General features: G+C 43.4%; 13 protein-coding genes. 5 read left to right on the top strand and 8 right to left on the bottom strand.

The annotated features are described in order from the left end of the window. The first annotated feature begins 2 nt into the window (after positions 1-2). From pfkA to gap, 3 genes are read left to right on the top strand one after another with little or no spacing between them, the layout of a single operon-like run. Entirely contained in the window at positions 3-989 is a 987-nt protein-coding gene (gene pfkA / locus PQ469_RS07140) for a 6-phosphofructokinase (RefSeq protein WP_090644927.1), read from the top strand. A 6-nt stretch (positions 990-995) separates the two neighbouring features. Next, positions 996-1,844 (top strand): hypothetical protein, encoded by an 849-nt coding sequence (locus PQ469_RS07135; protein ID WP_274212327.1) that lies wholly within the window; start codon positions 996-998, stop codon positions 1,842-1,844. Positions 1,845-1,850: 6 nt separating this feature from the next. Continuing rightward, positions 1,851-2,846: a type I glyceraldehyde-3-phosphate dehydrogenase gene (gene gap, locus PQ469_RS07130; RefSeq protein ID WP_274212326.1), complete on the top strand. Its 996-nt coding sequence runs from the start codon at positions 1,851-1,853 to the stop codon at positions 2,844-2,846. 429 nt (positions 2,847-3,275) lie between these two features. On the opposite strand, the gene PQ469_RS07125 is transcribed toward gap, so the two are convergent. From PQ469_RS07125 to ccsA, 4 genes are all read right to left on the bottom strand, one after another. Continuing rightward, the gene (locus PQ469_RS07125; protein ID WP_274212325.1) at positions 3,276-5,681 is read right to left on the bottom strand and encodes an ABC transporter permease; all 2,406 of its coding nucleotides are present in this window, start codon (positions 5,679-5,681) and stop codon (positions 3,276-3,278) included. 372 nt (positions 5,682-6,053) lie between these two features. Then, positions 6,054-7,490, bottom strand: coding sequence for a Glu/Leu/Phe/Val family dehydrogenase (locus PQ469_RS07120; RefSeq protein ID WP_090644913.1), 1,437 nt, complete (start codon positions 7,488-7,490; stop codon positions 6,054-6,056). A gap of 152 nt (positions 7,491-7,642) precedes the next feature. Next, positions 7,643-7,852 (bottom strand): CcmD family protein, encoded by a 210-nt coding sequence (locus PQ469_RS07115; RefSeq protein ID WP_090644910.1) that lies wholly within the window; start codon positions 7,850-7,852, stop codon positions 7,643-7,645. Further along, entirely contained in the window at positions 7,852-8,526 is a 675-nt protein-coding gene (gene ccsA, locus PQ469_RS07110; RefSeq protein WP_090644907.1) for a cytochrome c biogenesis protein CcsA, read from the bottom strand. The genes PQ469_RS07115 and ccsA overlap by 1 nt, the downstream gene beginning before the upstream one ends. A gap of 283 nt (positions 8,527-8,809) precedes the next feature. Between ccsA and PQ469_RS07105 the strand changes: the two genes are divergently transcribed. Further along, positions 8,810-9,574 carry an SDR family NAD(P)-dependent oxidoreductase gene (locus tag PQ469_RS07105; RefSeq protein ID WP_274212324.1) on the top strand — a complete coding sequence of 255 codons (765 nt, stop codon included), beginning with the start codon at positions 8,810-8,812 and terminating at the stop codon, positions 9,572-9,574. 207 nt (positions 9,575-9,781) lie between these two features. Here PQ469_RS07105 and PQ469_RS07100 read toward each other — a convergent pair whose 3' ends face one another. From PQ469_RS07100 to PQ469_RS07085, 4 genes are all read right to left on the bottom strand, one after another. Beyond that, the gene (locus PQ469_RS07100) at positions 9,782-10,588 is read right to left on the bottom strand and encodes a helix-turn-helix domain-containing protein (protein WP_274212323.1); all 807 of its coding nucleotides are present in this window, start codon (positions 10,586-10,588) and stop codon (positions 9,782-9,784) included. 66 nt (positions 10,589-10,654) lie between these two features. Beyond that, on the bottom strand, positions 10,655-11,539 hold the full coding sequence (locus tag PQ469_RS07095; protein ID WP_274212322.1) for an oxidoreductase: 885 nt from the start codon (positions 11,537-11,539) through the stop codon (positions 10,655-10,657). Positions 11,540-11,703: 164 nt separating this feature from the next. Beyond that, positions 11,704-12,453, bottom strand: a complete 750-nt coding sequence (locus tag PQ469_RS07090; protein ID WP_274212321.1) for an HAD-IIB family hydrolase — start codon at positions 12,451-12,453, stop codon at positions 11,704-11,706. 117 nt (positions 12,454-12,570) lie between these two features. Continuing rightward, a complete protein-coding gene (locus PQ469_RS07085; RefSeq protein ID WP_274212320.1) occupies positions 12,571-13,251 on the bottom strand; it encodes a phosphonatase-like hydrolase in 681 nt (226 codons plus the stop codon). 628 nt (positions 13,252-13,879) lie between these two features. Between PQ469_RS07085 and PQ469_RS07080 the strand changes: the two genes are divergently transcribed. Continuing rightward, positions 13,880-15,424 carry a sensor histidine kinase gene (locus PQ469_RS07080; RefSeq protein ID WP_274212319.1) on the top strand — a complete coding sequence of 515 codons (1,545 nt, stop codon included), beginning with the start codon at positions 13,880-13,882 and terminating at the stop codon, positions 15,422-15,424. Positions 15,425-15,442 lie beyond the last annotated feature (18 nt).

Here is a 15,442-nt window from a genome sequence, read left to right as displayed (position 1 = left end):
AGATGCAGAAAATTTCAAAAATTGCTGTTTTAACCTCAGGCGGCGACGCACCGGGCATGAACCCATGTATCCGCGCCGTTGTTCGCACAGCATTATATAATGGCCTCGAGGTTGTAGGCATACGCCAGGGCTATAAAGGGCTTATCGAAAACGACATGTACGATATGAACAAGCGTTCGGTAAGTAATATATTGAATTTAGGAGGCACCATTTTAAAAACTGCCCGCTGCCTGCCTTTTAAAGAAGAGGAAGGCATGGCCACCGCCTACAAGCATCTAAAAGAGCATGGCATTGATGCCCTGGTAGTAATTGGTGGCGATGGTACATTTACCGGCGCCCTGCGTTTTTCAAAAAAATACCCGGATATTGCTGTAATGGGCGTTCCGGGCACCATTGATAACGACCTTTGCGGTTCAACGTATACCCTGGGGTTTGATACAGCTACTAATACAGTTATTGAAGCTATCGACAAAATTCGTGATACAGCCGATGCGCATGACCGCCTTTTCTTCATCGAAGTAATGGGTCGCGACTCGGGCGCTATTGCCCTGCGGGCGGGCATTTCATGTGGTGCAGAGGCCATCTTACTGCCCGAAAAACAAACCGCTATTGAGGATTTGATCCAAAACCTTAAAACGGGCCACATGAACAAAAAATCGTCAAGCATCGTAATTGTGGCCGAAGGCGACAAGAATGGCGGCGTGTATGACGTGGCAAAAGCCGTACAAAAAGAAGTTAAAAACTACGACATTAAAGTAACTATATTAGGCCACTTGCAAAGAGGGGGCAGCCCATCCAGTTTCGACAGAATTTTGGGCAGTCGTTTGGGCTTTGCAGCAGTTAACGCTTTGATAGCAGGAGAATCACAAAAAATGGTAGGTTTGCAGGCCAATAACATTGTGCTAACCAGTTTGGAGGAAGCGCTTAACCACCATGAGTTTAAGCTGGAAGCAGACCTTTTACAAATGGTTGATATATTATCGATATAATAATTAATGATTGCAGTAGTTTATAGCGGTTCGTATTTTGCACATTGGCGCCTGGCCGATAAAGGAAGAACTATTGCTTCCTTTAAAACCAACGGCATCAATCCCTACTTTAACGACGAAAAGCACATTCTGCAACTTCTCAATAAAAATATCAACCTCATTCACCACGCCGAAGAGATAAAACGTATTTACTTTTTTGGTGCCGGGGCATCGTCAGTTGAACGTAAGGCGGTGGTATATAACGCGCTCTCGGCATTTTTTAAATTTGGCAAGGTAACTGTTGAGCACGACATTACCGCGGCAGCTATTGCCTGCTGTAAAAACTCGCCCGGTATTGTAAGCATTTGCGGCAGCGGCTCAAACGCCGCTTATTACGATGGTAAAAAAGTGGCCCCCAACAACTACGGCCTGGGTTATATACTGGCCGACGAAGGCAGCAGCAACTGGTTGGGCAGGCAGCTTATTAAAGGGTTTATGAACCAAACCCTGCCACCAAACATCCGCAAAAAGTTTATCCATAAATACGATGCCGACCGCAAAACACTTTTAGAGAAGGTTTACCGCCAAAAACAACCAGCCTTATTCCTGAGTTCGTTTGCCGATTTTTACCTGGAAAACCGCACCGACTATCATCTCCAAAACGTCATAAAAAAAGGATTTAGCAGCCTAATTTCCACATATTTAGTACCTTTACATAAGCAACATCCCGATGCCCCTATCTATTTTGTGGGCACGGTTGCTGCCAATTTTCAGGAACTTTTGTATGAAAGCGCTGCCGAAGCCAATTTGCAGATAACCAACATTATAAAAGAACCCATAAATAATTTATTAACCTACTATTCAAATAAAAATTAAAAAATCATGAAAATAGGAATTAACGGTTTCGGCCGTATTGGCCGCCTGGCATTCAGGGCCGCAATTGAAAGATCCGACATTGAAGTTGTTGGTATTAATGACCTGGTTGAGCCAGATTACATGGCTTACATGTTAAAATACGATTCAACTCACGGACCATTCAAAGGCACTATTGCTGTTGAAGGCGGTCATTTGGTTGTAAACGGTAAAACCATCCGTGTTACTGCCGAAAAAGACCCTGCTAACCTTAAATGGGGCGAAATAGGCGCTGAAGTTGTTATCGAATCAACAGGCTTGTTCTTAACACAGGAAACGGCTCAAAAACATATTGATGCAGGTGCTAAAAAAGTTGTAATGAGCGCACCGGCAAAAGATGATACCCCTACATTTGTAATGGGTGTTAACCATAAAGAATTGAAAGCCGATCAAAACATTGTATCAAACGCTTCATGTACTACCAACTGTTTAGCACCTATTGCTAAAGTATTGGATGATAACTTTGGTATCGAAGAAGGCTTAATGACCACCGTACACGCTGTTACAGCTACTCAAAAAACTGTTGATGGCCCAAGTGCTAAAGACTGGAGAGGTGGCCGTGGTGCTTACCAAAACATCATCCCTTCATCAACCGGTGCTGCTAAAGCAGTTGGTTTGGTGTTACCTCAGTTAAAAGGTAAATTAACAGGTATGTCGTTACGTGTACCAGTTGCCGACGTATCTGTTGTTGACTTAACCGTACGTTTGAAAAAAGGTGCTTCATACGAAGCCATCAAAGCAGCTATGAAAGCAGCATCTGAAGGCGAATTAAAAGGAATTTTAGGTTACACTGAAGATGAAGTGGTATCTGAAGATTTCAAAGGCGATGCACGTACATCAATTTTTGATGCAAAAGCAGGTATCGGCCTTAATGATAACTTTGTTAAAGTTGTATCATGGTACGATAATGAGTGGGGTTACTCAAACAAACTGATCGACCTTGTTCAGGAATTAGGTAAATTCTAATTTCCCTTTCCCAACATTAATTTATACTAACAACAGCCCTGGCAATAGCCGGGGCTTTGTGGTTTAAAAATAGTATCAAGTAGTAAGAATCAAGTAGCAAGATTTCTTTATTCCCCTCTCGAGAGGGGGCGCGATAGATTGAGCAGTGGCAGGGGTGTGTTTGTCGGCGTTCTCTCTGCATGTTCAAACACATCTTGCTACTTGATTCTTACTACTTGATACTAAAAATGGCAATGCCTGCGGCCCGGGCTGTATATTCATACTGCACAGGCCTTAGCCACATAGGCCGGTATCCATTTCCATCCCTATTGCTACGCTGCAAAGTGTCCGCCCGGCATCCATCCCGCCATGTTCGGACAAGCGGACTCTGTAATATAGCCACCGCAAACCATCCATAGCCGCCTTGCTTAATTCGCAACCTTACAGAAACTACTCCGTTTTCAAACTCTTAACCGGGTTCATCAATGCGGCTTTTACCGTTAATAATGATACTGTAACAAAAGCAATGATAAACACCACTATAAACGGTATAACAAACAACAGCCAACTGATACTGAGCCGGAACGAGTAGGTTTGCAGCCATTTGTTAATGGCATACCAGGCCAGCGGTGCCGATACAACAAAAGCAACAACTACCAACACGGCAAAATCTTTATAAAGCAACTGTAAAATATTACTAACGGTGGCACCAAGTACCTTCCTGATGCCTATCTCTTTGGTACGCTGTACAATGGTGTATGATACCAGGCCAAATAACCCAAGGCAGGCAACAAAAATGGCTATGAATGTAAATATGCCAAACACCTGGCCAAAACGCTTATCGGCCTGGTATTGCTTGTTAAAATGCTCGTCCAGGAAAAAATAATCAAACTGATCATTGGGGAAATATGTTTTCCAGTCTGCTTTCAACCCAGCTAATGTTTGCTGTATGTTGGCTGTACTTATTTTAATTGATACCTGGTTGCGCAAATCCGGTATACACCTAAAAATCAAAGCGTCGTAATCATCCCGTAGTGATTGCTGATGAAAATTTTCAACAACACCAACAATAGTATAGGTTTTGCCCCAAAAATCAATTTGCTTACCTATGGCCTGTTCGGGCTTATCAAAACCCATTTGGTGAATGGCCTTTTCGTTAAACACTACCGAAGCCGTATCGGTAGTAAACTCAGGCGAAAACCTGCGGCCCGCAAGAAGCTTCATATCGTAAAAAGTGAGGTATTCCTGGTCGCCCCCAATAACACGGTATTGCTTGCCTTGCGACTGGTCGGCGCCGTGGGGCTTAATGCCGCCCGCGTTCCATGACACCGGCTCGCCCGGTACCGTGGTCGATACTGTCATCCCTTTAATAGCCGGGTTAGTAAGGATATTGTTTTTAAACGCCTTCATATTGCGGTAAAACGAATCTATTTTGGCTATTGGCGGCTTAACCACAATGGTTTGATCAATATTGATACCCAGGCTTTGGTTTTGCATATATTGAATTTGCCTGAATACCGTTAGCGAACCAATCAGCAGGAAAATTGATGCTGCAAACTGAAAAACCACCATCCCCTTGCGCAAAATTATACCCCGCGGCGATGCCGACAATTTACCTTTCATCACCTCAACAGGCTTAAAAGATGACAGCACCATCGCCGGGTAAAAGCCCGAAAAAAACGAACCTGCCAGCAATATGCCCGCCGTTGTTATCCAGAATACCGGATTTAAAAACAAGCTAAAGCTGATATGCAGGCCCGATATATTGGCAAAAACTGGAAGGAAAACAATAATCAATATAACGGCAAGCAGCAGCGCCAGCAAGTTAAGCAGCCCGGCCTCCAGCATAAACTGTACAATAAGCTGTTGCTTTGCCGATCCTAACGTTTTACGCACCCCAACCTCTTTGGCCCGCCCTATCCCCTTGCCGGTGGCCAGGTTAATATAGTTTATCCAGGCTATAATAATTACAAATATGGCTATACCCAACAGCAGGTAAACAGAATTACCATCGCCATTGGGTTGCAGCTCAAACATCAGGTTGGAGTACAGGTGAATGCTGCCTACCGGCTGCAGGGTATAAATACCGCTTTCGCCCGAGCCTTTATATTTATCATACGCCTTTTTTACAATGGGAATAAATTTAGCCTCTAAGACCTTAGGGTTAACACCCGGCCTAAGCAGCAAATAGGTAGTACAGCCATCATTCATCCACTGGTTATCAATACCCGGCGCGTAAATTTTTGACAGCGTAGCCCATGACTGTAAAAAATCGAGCCTCATGTGTGTATTTTCGGGCATATCCTCCATTACCCCTGTAACCTTCATGCCCTTATCGTTATAAATGATAATATTCTGGCCAACAGGATCCTGGTTGTGAAACAGCTTTTTGGCCACGCTGCTTGATATAACTACCGTATTAGGCTCGGCCAGGGCGGTTTTAGGATCGCCCCGTAGTAATTTATACGAGAATATGTTGAAAAACGAATTGCCAACAAAGTAGTTATTGGCAACCGTCATTTTCTGATCCTTATAACTGAGCAGGATATCGCCGGCCGGCGATAATTTTACCATATCTTCAATCTCGGGCAAATCGTTTTTAAACTCAGTTCCCGGTGCAAAAGCTCCGCCGGCCCAGCGGGTACTTAATTTGCCATTATTGAAGCGGTCCTGGTTAATGCGGTAAATACGGTCTTTCTTCGCCTGAAAATTATCAAAACTCAGTTCAAACGTAACATACTGCAAAATTAAAAGGCAGGCAGCCATCCCAATGGCCAGCCCCACAATATTGATAAACGAAAAAGCTTTGTTTTTAGTGAGGTTACGAAAAGCAACCAGCAAGTAATTTTTAAGCATATCGATGGTTTTTACCTATTGATTTCACCATCATTGTGCCATCATTTCAAACACCTAAAAATCAATCACTTATTAAAAAGTAACGCCATAAAAACGTACGAATATGATACAGCATAGTACGTGTGCGAACGGCAATACCTGTTGTGACTGGGCAATACATTCATACTGTACAGGGCATTAGCACAGTGTCATTAAGTTTAAGTTAAGAAAAACAGGTAATGACGTGTTTTTAAGCACAATGATTACCAATATCGAACATCCGTCATTGAGGTACGAAGCAATCCTCTACATGCTAAGTCCCACGTAGTTTGGGATTGCTTCGTTCCTCGCAATGACGGTAGTTTAGAACATTGATTACCAACGACCAAATATTTACGGCCAGATACCTAAGTTTTGGTAACTCACCGCTATTTTATTAATTGCACCTACCATAGCAGCGCTGCGCAAGGTATCAATTGCCGGGTTGTTTTTGTAAATCTCCCTGATCTCGTAGTATGAACGGATCATGGTATCTTCTAAACCGGAGTTTACCAATTCTAATTCGGATGCGCCTTTAATAATGGTCGACCTTTGCATCGGGGTTAATGATGTACCGGTAATACCCTCTACCATATTTACCAGGTTAAGGTTTGAGTTTTCTTCGAACCTGCGGTTCATGCGGCCAAAGGCTACGTGGCTCAGGTTTTTTAACCACTCAAAGTACGATACCGTTACACCGCCCGCATTGGCATACATATCCGGGATAATGATACCGCCATTGGCGTAAAATATAGCTTCGGCTTCGGGCGATGTTGGGCCGTTTGCGCCTTCGGCAATAATTTTTGCCTGTATGTTGCGGATGTTGCTTTCGGTTATCTGGTTTTCTAAAGCCGCCGGTACCAGGATATCGCATGGCTGCTCCAGGCCCTCCATGGTATTTTTAAATTCCTGTGCCGCGCCTGCGTAACCTAAAATAGATCCGCTTGCTTTACGGTGTTGGAAAACGGCTTCAACGTCGAGACCGTTTTCGTTATAGATGGCGCCTTCAAATTCGCAAAGGCCAACTATGATGGCACCAAACTCGGCCAGGAATTTTGCAGAGTAGTAACCTACGTTACCTAAACCCTGCACAATTATCCTTTTGCCCGATAAGCCGGGCAACAGACCAATTTTTTGCATATCATCGCCAAAGCTAACACACTCACGAACAGCGATAGCCACACCGCGACCTGTTGCTTCCCTCCTGCCTGCAATACCATGCAAAGCAATGGGTTTGCCGGTAACAGCGCCCATAGCATCCAGTTGACCGGGGTTCATGGTGGCATAGGTATCGGCTATCCAGCTCATTTCGCGTTCGCCGCTGCCGTAATCCGGTGCGGGTACGTCAATGCTGGGGCCTATAAAGTTCTTCTTGATGAGTTCTACAGTATAGCGGCGGGTAATGTTTTCCAGTTCGCTTACAGTGTAGTTTTTAGGATTTATTTTGATACCGCCTTTGGCACCACCAAAGGGTACGTTTACGATAGCGCACTTATAGGTCATGAGGGCAGCAAGGGCCATTACCTCATCCTCGTTCACCATTTCGCTGTAGCGGATACCGCCTTTGGTTGGCGATTGGTGGTGCGAGTGCTCAACGCGCCAGGCGTCAATTACCTCGAAACCATTGCCCCTGCGGATGGGGAAACGGAAACGGTAAACGCTGTTACACGACTTAATCTGATCGAGCAAACCAGCGTCGTGTTTAGTAAACTGTGCTGCGTAATCAAAGTTTTTACATACGTCGCCAAAAAAGTGGGTCTCCTGGTCGGCAACTAAAATATTGGTATCCATAATTATTGTATAAATATTAAACTCTTAAAAAAGTGTGCAAATTTGGTACAATTTTTATCAATATTGCAAATATATTATAGTTAGTGTTTCAGGTACACACTATGCATGCATAGCAAAATCAGTGTTTAAACGGAATAGGGCTATCTTTTTTATTATTGATTTTTTTCTATTTTTCTAAGCCTGCGGTCGATAGAAAACAGATAAATGGCCAGGCCTAAAAAAACGATCACGATAGTACACACTACGACGTATATTTTCCCCGAACTGCGCAACACATCGGCCATTTCAACCGGACCATTTTGTTGTGCAAAAGCTGTAGCAAAGCTCAGCAACAACATTAACATTAATGTTAACTTTTTCATTAATTTATTTGGTTCTTTTTATATTCAATTAAACGGATGCGGTAACGTACCGATGCTATCCACACACCCATAGCGCTCCAGGCTATAAAAGCCGGGTACAGCACCATACGCATGCGGTTATCCATATCCAGCTTGCCAAAAGCTGGGTTACCACCGTTGCCGGGGTGCAATGAATCGGTCATGCGGGGCAGTACCATAATGAGTACGATCATGATAGGGAACGCGAAGATGTTATAAATGGCCGAAATTTTGGCCCGCTTTTGTTCCTCATCAATAGAGTTACGCAATACCGAATAGGCACAGTACAACAGGAACGCAATGGCCGCGCTGTTTTGCTTAGGATCGTTACTCCAGAAAGCGCCCCAGGTGTACCTGGCCCATAGCATGCCGGTTATAAGCCCTATAACAAAAAAGAAAAGGCCCGTGTTAGCGCTTTCTACGGCTATCAGGTCGTACTCCTCTTTACCTGTTTGCAGGTACTTGATACTGTAGTAAACCGATATGGTAAACACGGTAAACATGGCCATCCACATAGGTACGTGGAAATAAGTATTACGGATAGTTTCGTGCAGGATGGGCATGGTTGGCACGCCAAGTAATAAGCCCGCAATAAGTGTGTAAACTATCACAATTACGGTTACTACCTTCCACCAGGTTTGATAAATAAACTTCATATTATTCGGATGGGCAAAGGTAATTAATTAGTTTATTAGTTCATTAGTTCATTTGTTGATTGGTGGCATAGTTGGTTACGGGAATAGCTGGAGATAAATAGCCCAAATAAAACACATTACCACTCTTATCAAACAAGCTAACTAGCCGCCAACCACCAATGAACTAATGAACCAGTGAACCAATAAACTAATAAAATTTGATATTGGTAAACTTCGGATTGAATTGCGCAAACCGGGCGTAACTTGGCGCGTTACCTTTGTACTGTTAAATTAAAACACACAAATGGAACCAACAAATAAAATAGCCCTTGTTACCGGCGGCAGCCGTGGTTTGGGTAAAAACATGGCTTTTGCCCTGGCCAAAAAAGGCATCAACGTAATACTTACGTATCACAGCAAACAAGATGAAGCACAGGCCGTAGTAGCCGAGGTCGAAAACCTGGGCGTTAAAGCCGCTGCCCTGCAATTAGATGCCGGGAATGTTAAAAGCTTCGATAGCTTTTTCAATCAATTAAAAACGGTTTTAACGGATAAGTTTAACACAGCCAATTTTGATTTTTTGATTAACAATGCCGGAATTGGTATACATGCCCCCTTTGCCGATACCAATGAAGAAGACTTTGATTTGCTGGTTAACGTACACTTAAAAGGGGTTTTCTTTTTAACCCAAAAAGCGCTGCCCCTGATTAATGATGGCGGCCGTATTATCAACCTATCAAGCGGGCTGGCCCGCTTCAGTAACCCGGGATATGCTGCTTACGCAGCGATGAAGGGAGCTATTGAAGTATTAACCCGTTACCAGGCCAAAGAATTGGGTGCCCGCGGCATAGCGGTAAATACCGTGGCCCCTGGCGCCATTGAAACTGATTTTGGCGGCGGCGTGGTGCGCGATAATGAGCAGGTAAACAAAATGATTGCCGGTGTAACCGCCCTTGGCCGTGTTGGCGTGCCCGATGATATTGGCGGCGTAGTAGCGTTTTTGTGCACAGAGGATGCGCGTTGGATAAATGCACAACGCATCGAGATATCAGGCGGTATGAACGTTTAATGTGATTTACTATCACAAAAAAAACTCCCGGTTGGCAGCCGGGAGTTTTCAAACAAAAATTCAAACCAATAAATAACTAACCTTTTACATCTTTTTGTACGTGAACCTAAACGTAATGGTTACGTTAAAAATTAGTTTTTTTATTTATTTAAACAACTCAATACAAATTGATTACCCACCGGTTACTTTGGCTGCCGAACGCTTATTTTAAACCTTAGAAGGCGCTACTCCAAATGCTTTTTTAAACGCGAACGAGAAGTGCGAAAGGTCTTCAAAACCCAGTTCGAGGTAAACCTCAGATGGGGCTTGCCTTTTCTGCTTAATCAGGTAGTGGGCTTGTTGCAGCCTGCGCTGCTGTAACCATTTGCCGGGGGTAGTATGAAACGTTTTTTCAAAATCGCGTTTAAACGTAGCCAAACTACGCCCTGTTAAGTAGGCAAAGCGTTTTAGCTCTACATTAAACTGGTAATTTTTGTTCATAAAGCCTTCCAGGTCTATTTTACCAGGCTCGCTGAAATCAAACAGCACATCTTTAAGTTCGGGATTGCCTTGCAATAATATCAATATAGCTTCGCGCAGTTTTAACCGTTGTAACTCGTTACTAATGGTATGCCCGCTTTGCTGGTAAGGCAGCAGTGATTCCATAAAGCTTTTATACAAAGCGTTGGGCTTTAAAGCAATAAAAGGGCCGTCGGTATCATGCTTTTCTGATTTCAGGCCGTATTCCATACTAAAATTACGCAAGGTTTGCTGGTCGAGATAGATGGATAAAGCCCTGTACTCGCCATTGGGTGGCGGCGACTTTATAAATTTGATAAGATGATTGCGCTTGCTTAACCTAAAATCCCCCTCTTTAACATGATAAGTATGCTCTCCGTCGGTTATCTGGATAGAGCCGGCTATCTGGTAACTAAAAACATGCTCGGGCACAAACTGCTCGCCCTCCCTGCTCCTGGTAATGTAGCAGGAGTGCTTTATTTGCTGTAAAATGGGTTCCTTATCCTGTTTAAGCATATCATTCAAATTTACAATAATAGCCGCGCATGTAAAATAAACCAGCGCGGCTATTATTCCTGGTGATTATTTTTTGAGCGTGAGGTATGCCTTTCCCTGCGCTGATTCAAAGAAGTTCTCCGATTCATCATGATCGGTTGAAATACTTAATGGGGCCCATTTTTCAAGCTCGGCCATTTTTGCGGTGTCGGATGCTTTTACAATAGCCAGGCCTTCGCTGCCCAATATTAAATGCAATGGCGGCTGCGGATGATCAACAATTTCAAGCATTACTTTTGCTGCCTTATCAGGGTCGCCAACCGGTTTAAAATTGCCACTCTTGAAAAAGGCAGCCCTTTTTTCAACTGTAGCCTCATACCCTTCAATTGATTTTGCGTAGGTCATCGAGTCGCCGGCCCAATCTGTGCGGAAACCACCCGGTTCAATCACAATTACTTTGATACCCAATGGGGCCACTTCCTGTGCAAGGCCTTCGCTAAAGCCGCTCAAGCCAAACTTTGCTGCCTGGTAAATGCTTACACCACCGCTGCCTACCCTGCCGCCAATGGAGCTTATTTGCAAAATATGCCCCGACCGTTGTTTACGCATATAAGGCAACGCCGCGCGGGTAATTGCTATGGGTGCCCACAGGTTGGTATCCAGCTGGCTTTGTACCTGCTCATCCGTATAAGCTTCGGCAGCACCGGTAATACCAAAGCCTGCATTGTTTACCAATACATCTATGCGGCCAAAATGCTGTATAGTACTTTCAATAGCGGCATTTATTTGTTGCTGGCTTGTTACATCCAATTGAATAGGAAGCACCTGGTCTGGGTATTTATCTATAAAATCCTGTAACTGTTCGGGGTTGCGTGCTGTGGCGGCTACTTTATCGCCTTTGGCTAATACTGCTGCTGTAAGGCTGCGCCCCAATCCGCGGGAGCTGCCTGTTATAAACCATATTTTTTCCATGTCTCTTTTTATTTGTTTGTTAATACAAATATCGGGAGAACACCGGGGCTACATTTTGTTGTAAAGCTCAAATTACTTTGTTGAAAAGTGCAGAATGTCCGGGCATATCAAATCTGCAAAAATTGCCAGTTGATCAAAATAGCTGTTGAATTAAACTTGTGATCCTATTTTTTCAAACAGGCCACCACACCCTCAATCACCCTTTTTGTTTCCTCCGGATCGCGCACCTGTATGCAATCGGCGCCGGTAGTGCGGGCCGGATAATCGTTACCGCCATCAAACAAGGCATCGCCCATAAACAGCATTTGGCTAATAGGTATCTTGAGTATATTGTGCAGCTTGTGCATTCCGTAGGCTTTATCTATTCCGGGTTTGGTAATATCAATAGAGGTAGCGCCACCCAGGTTCACGGCAAAATCCGGGATCAGCTTATCCAGTATAGTCTTAATTTTTTTGCGCTTTTTAAAATCGGGGTCCCAGGCTTTTTTAGGTTCGAGCGGAGCTTTTTGGCCCAGGGCCGAAAAAGTGATCTGGCTGTCGCGGTCCTCTACCTGGTCGCCCCAAATTTTCTCGGCCTTAAAACCCGATTTTTCAACGGCCTCATTCAGCGAACTGATGATCTTTTTCTTTTCATCGGCAGTAAAATCCTCCGAATATATCTTTTTCCAGCCAGCGGGCTTGTATTGATAAAACTTGGTACCACAGGTAGGCAGAATTGAAAGTTTTGCCAGCTTTGTACCTTTAGGCAGGTGGGCAATTACCTGCTTTTCAAACTGGGGCCAGTCGCCGCCAGATATAATGGCAACTTTGGCCACATCCAGGAGTGCCGAAAACAATTTGGCCATTTCGGCATCTATCGCTGCCTTACTTTCGGCAAGGGTACCATCCAGGTCAAAAACAATTAGTTTTTTCATGTTGATAAAGCAACAGCCAGGATGGTTATTTAGTTTGGTTTAAATGGATTTAGTGGCAAAACGTGAACGCAGATTGCTTCGCCACTATGCTATATATGCATTATTCGTTTTCACCGTTTACTTAACTGCATCAACCAGGGGCAGTAACTCCAGCAAATTATCAATGATGCCTTCCGGATTGGCCGATTGCAATTGTTGTAAGGTATGCGCACCCGTAGTAATACCAACATTTAGTAAGCAGCCTGCGTTGCGGCCTTCTTCGATATCGATGATCGAATCGCCAACTTTTGCTACTTCCCGGCCATCAGTTATTCCGAAATGTTTCATAGCAAACCAAATCATGTCCGGATCAGGACGGTTTTTGTCAACATCGTCGGCGGTAACCAGCAAGTCAAATTCCACACCTTCTTCCCATCCTAATTTGGCAACCAATGATTGAGCGGTTTCGCGGTTGTAACCTGTGTTTAAAACTACCAGGATATTTTTTTCGCTTAAAGCGCCAAATAAATCTGTGGCGTTGGGCTGCGGCAGTACATTTAAAGCAGCATAAGCATCAGCCAGTTGAGCTATAAAATTCGCATAAATGCTATCGGTAAGGCTATCGTCTTCTGTGCCTGTATAAACCTGCAAAATACTTTTTATGGCCTGCCGTTTTTCTTTACCTGCGCCCTGCGCTAATACCTCATCAAGGCTAAAGTTATAACCGGCCTGGTTTATCGCTGTCCGAAGCGTTTTATATACCACGTTATCCTCGTCAACAGTAGTGCCAGCCATATCAAAAACAACCATTCTTATCATGTTATTCTATTTTATCTTTTAACAATCCTTACGCTCTTTTTAACTCCGCTTCATCATAAAATCACTGTTATGGCTCGTGACCATTACACCTAACAGCCGGTAACACTTACACTTGCTTTGTTATAGTTGACAAAGGTAAAAGCTTCCTGCACCCGGGCAAATTCTGCAAAAGCTTATAATTGCCTTGATATGGCTATCAGGATTTACATTGATGTATTACCGGTGCCGTATTCATCTTCTCATCTGTTCTCCGCAGAAAACGATACAAACCAGTCGGCCGTCAAATCTTTAATAAACAATACAGCGATTAAATTTAGCCGCAAATATAGCGCAGCTAAGTAGGTAGTCGGCATGCGCTGTTTTATCAAATTGTTATGTTATTATTAGCGAACGATATTTAAATAATGTGTAAACCCGGGGCGGGCACCAGACAGTACGTCTTAGCTAAGTATTTTATAATGGCGGTTTCTGTTTTAAGTTAATTTCTTAGTGTTATCCTCAAACAATTAGGGCTTTTATCCGTACTATTGTATTCATCCGGTTTTTTTAAGCTTAGCAACTCAAAATCAGCTTACTGCATTTTACAAACATCTACCTGTCCGGACGGCGATGGTATCTCATTAAAACAATGGCACTGTCGGCCCGTGATATGGAAATAAAGAAGCTATCGGAACAATTAATTGTTGCCAACAAGGAATTGTTAATACAGCACCAGGAAAACGAAAAACTCGCCGCCGATTTAAACCTGGCCTTAATTGAACTTGAGCGACAAAACACCGCAAAAGGAAAAGTTGTAGCCGAACTAACTATTGCCAACATCGAGCTTGATTTTCAAAACGAAGAAAAAAGGAAACGGGCCGCCGAACTGATTATAGCCAACATTGAACTTGATTTTCAGAACGTTGAAAAAAGGAAGCGCGCTGAAGAATTGCTAATTGCCAACAAGGAGCTTGATTTTCAGAACGAAGAAAAAGAAAAACGGGCTGCCGAACTGGTGATTGCTTATGCCCAACTCAGTTTTCAGAACAAGGAAAAAGAAAAACGGGCCGCCGAACTGATATTGGCCAATACCGAACTGATTTTCCAAAATCAGGAGAAAGAAAAACGGGCGGCCGAATTAATTATAGCCAATACCGAACTCATTTATCAAAACCTGGAGAAAGAAAAACGGGCCAACGAATTAATTATAGCCAACGAAGAGCTTATTTATCAGAACCTGGAAAAAGAAAAACGGGCAAATGAACTAATTATAGCCAACAAAGAACTTGTTTATCAAAATAAAGAAAAAGGCAAGCGTGCAGCCGAATTGATTATTGCCAATATTGAACTTGATTTACAGGATGAAGAAAAGGAAAAACGCGCTGCAGAATTACTGGCCGCACTTAAAGAACTCGACTTTCAGGACGAAGAAAAAGGCAAGCGCGCCGCCGAGTTGATTATTGCCAACAGGGAAATACAGGTACAAAAGCAGGAGAAAGAACGACGCGCCGCCGCCGAGGCCAAAAAAGATGAGTTTTTTAACATGGTAAGCCATGAGTTTAAAACCCCGCTAACCAATATCAAAGCCATTAACCAGTTACTGGAAAAAACAGCCGATAAGGCCGGCAAAACCTATTCTTTCATTTTAAATGCCAACCACAGCATTAAACGCCTGGAGCGGTTAATTGAAGATTTGCTTGACGTTACCCGGATAAATGCCGGATTGATAGATTTAAACATCGCCGAATTTAATTTTACCGATGCCCTTACCCACAGCATTGCTAATGTTCAGCTAACATCAGACAGGCACCGGATTGTGCTGGAAAACTCAGTCAGCATAAAATACCTTGGCGACCAGTTCAGGATAGAACAGGTAATGGTGAACCTATTAAATAATGCCATCAAATACTCACCTGAAGCCGATAAAATACTGGTTAAAGCCGAAATATCAGGAGACAGAGTTATGATAATTGTGGAAGATTTTGGGATTGGAATAGCCAAAGAAGATATAGATCAGCTGTTTCAGCGATTTTACCGGGTAAGCAAAACGGCAATGCTTTACCAGGGTATAGGTTTGGGGCTTTATATTGCTGCCGAGATCATTAAAAAACATAACGGTACTTTCAATATCGAAAGCGAACCGGATAAAGGCAGTCGCTTTTGCTTTAGCCTGCCCTTAAATGCTGGTGCTTAAATAAAATTACATTAAATA

The sequence above is a fragment of the Mucilaginibacter sp. KACC 22773 genome (assembly GCF_028736215.1).
Lineage (GTDB): Bacteria > Bacteroidota > Bacteroidia > Sphingobacteriales > Sphingobacteriaceae > Mucilaginibacter.
This window is presented reverse-complemented; position numbering and strand designations above follow the sequence as displayed.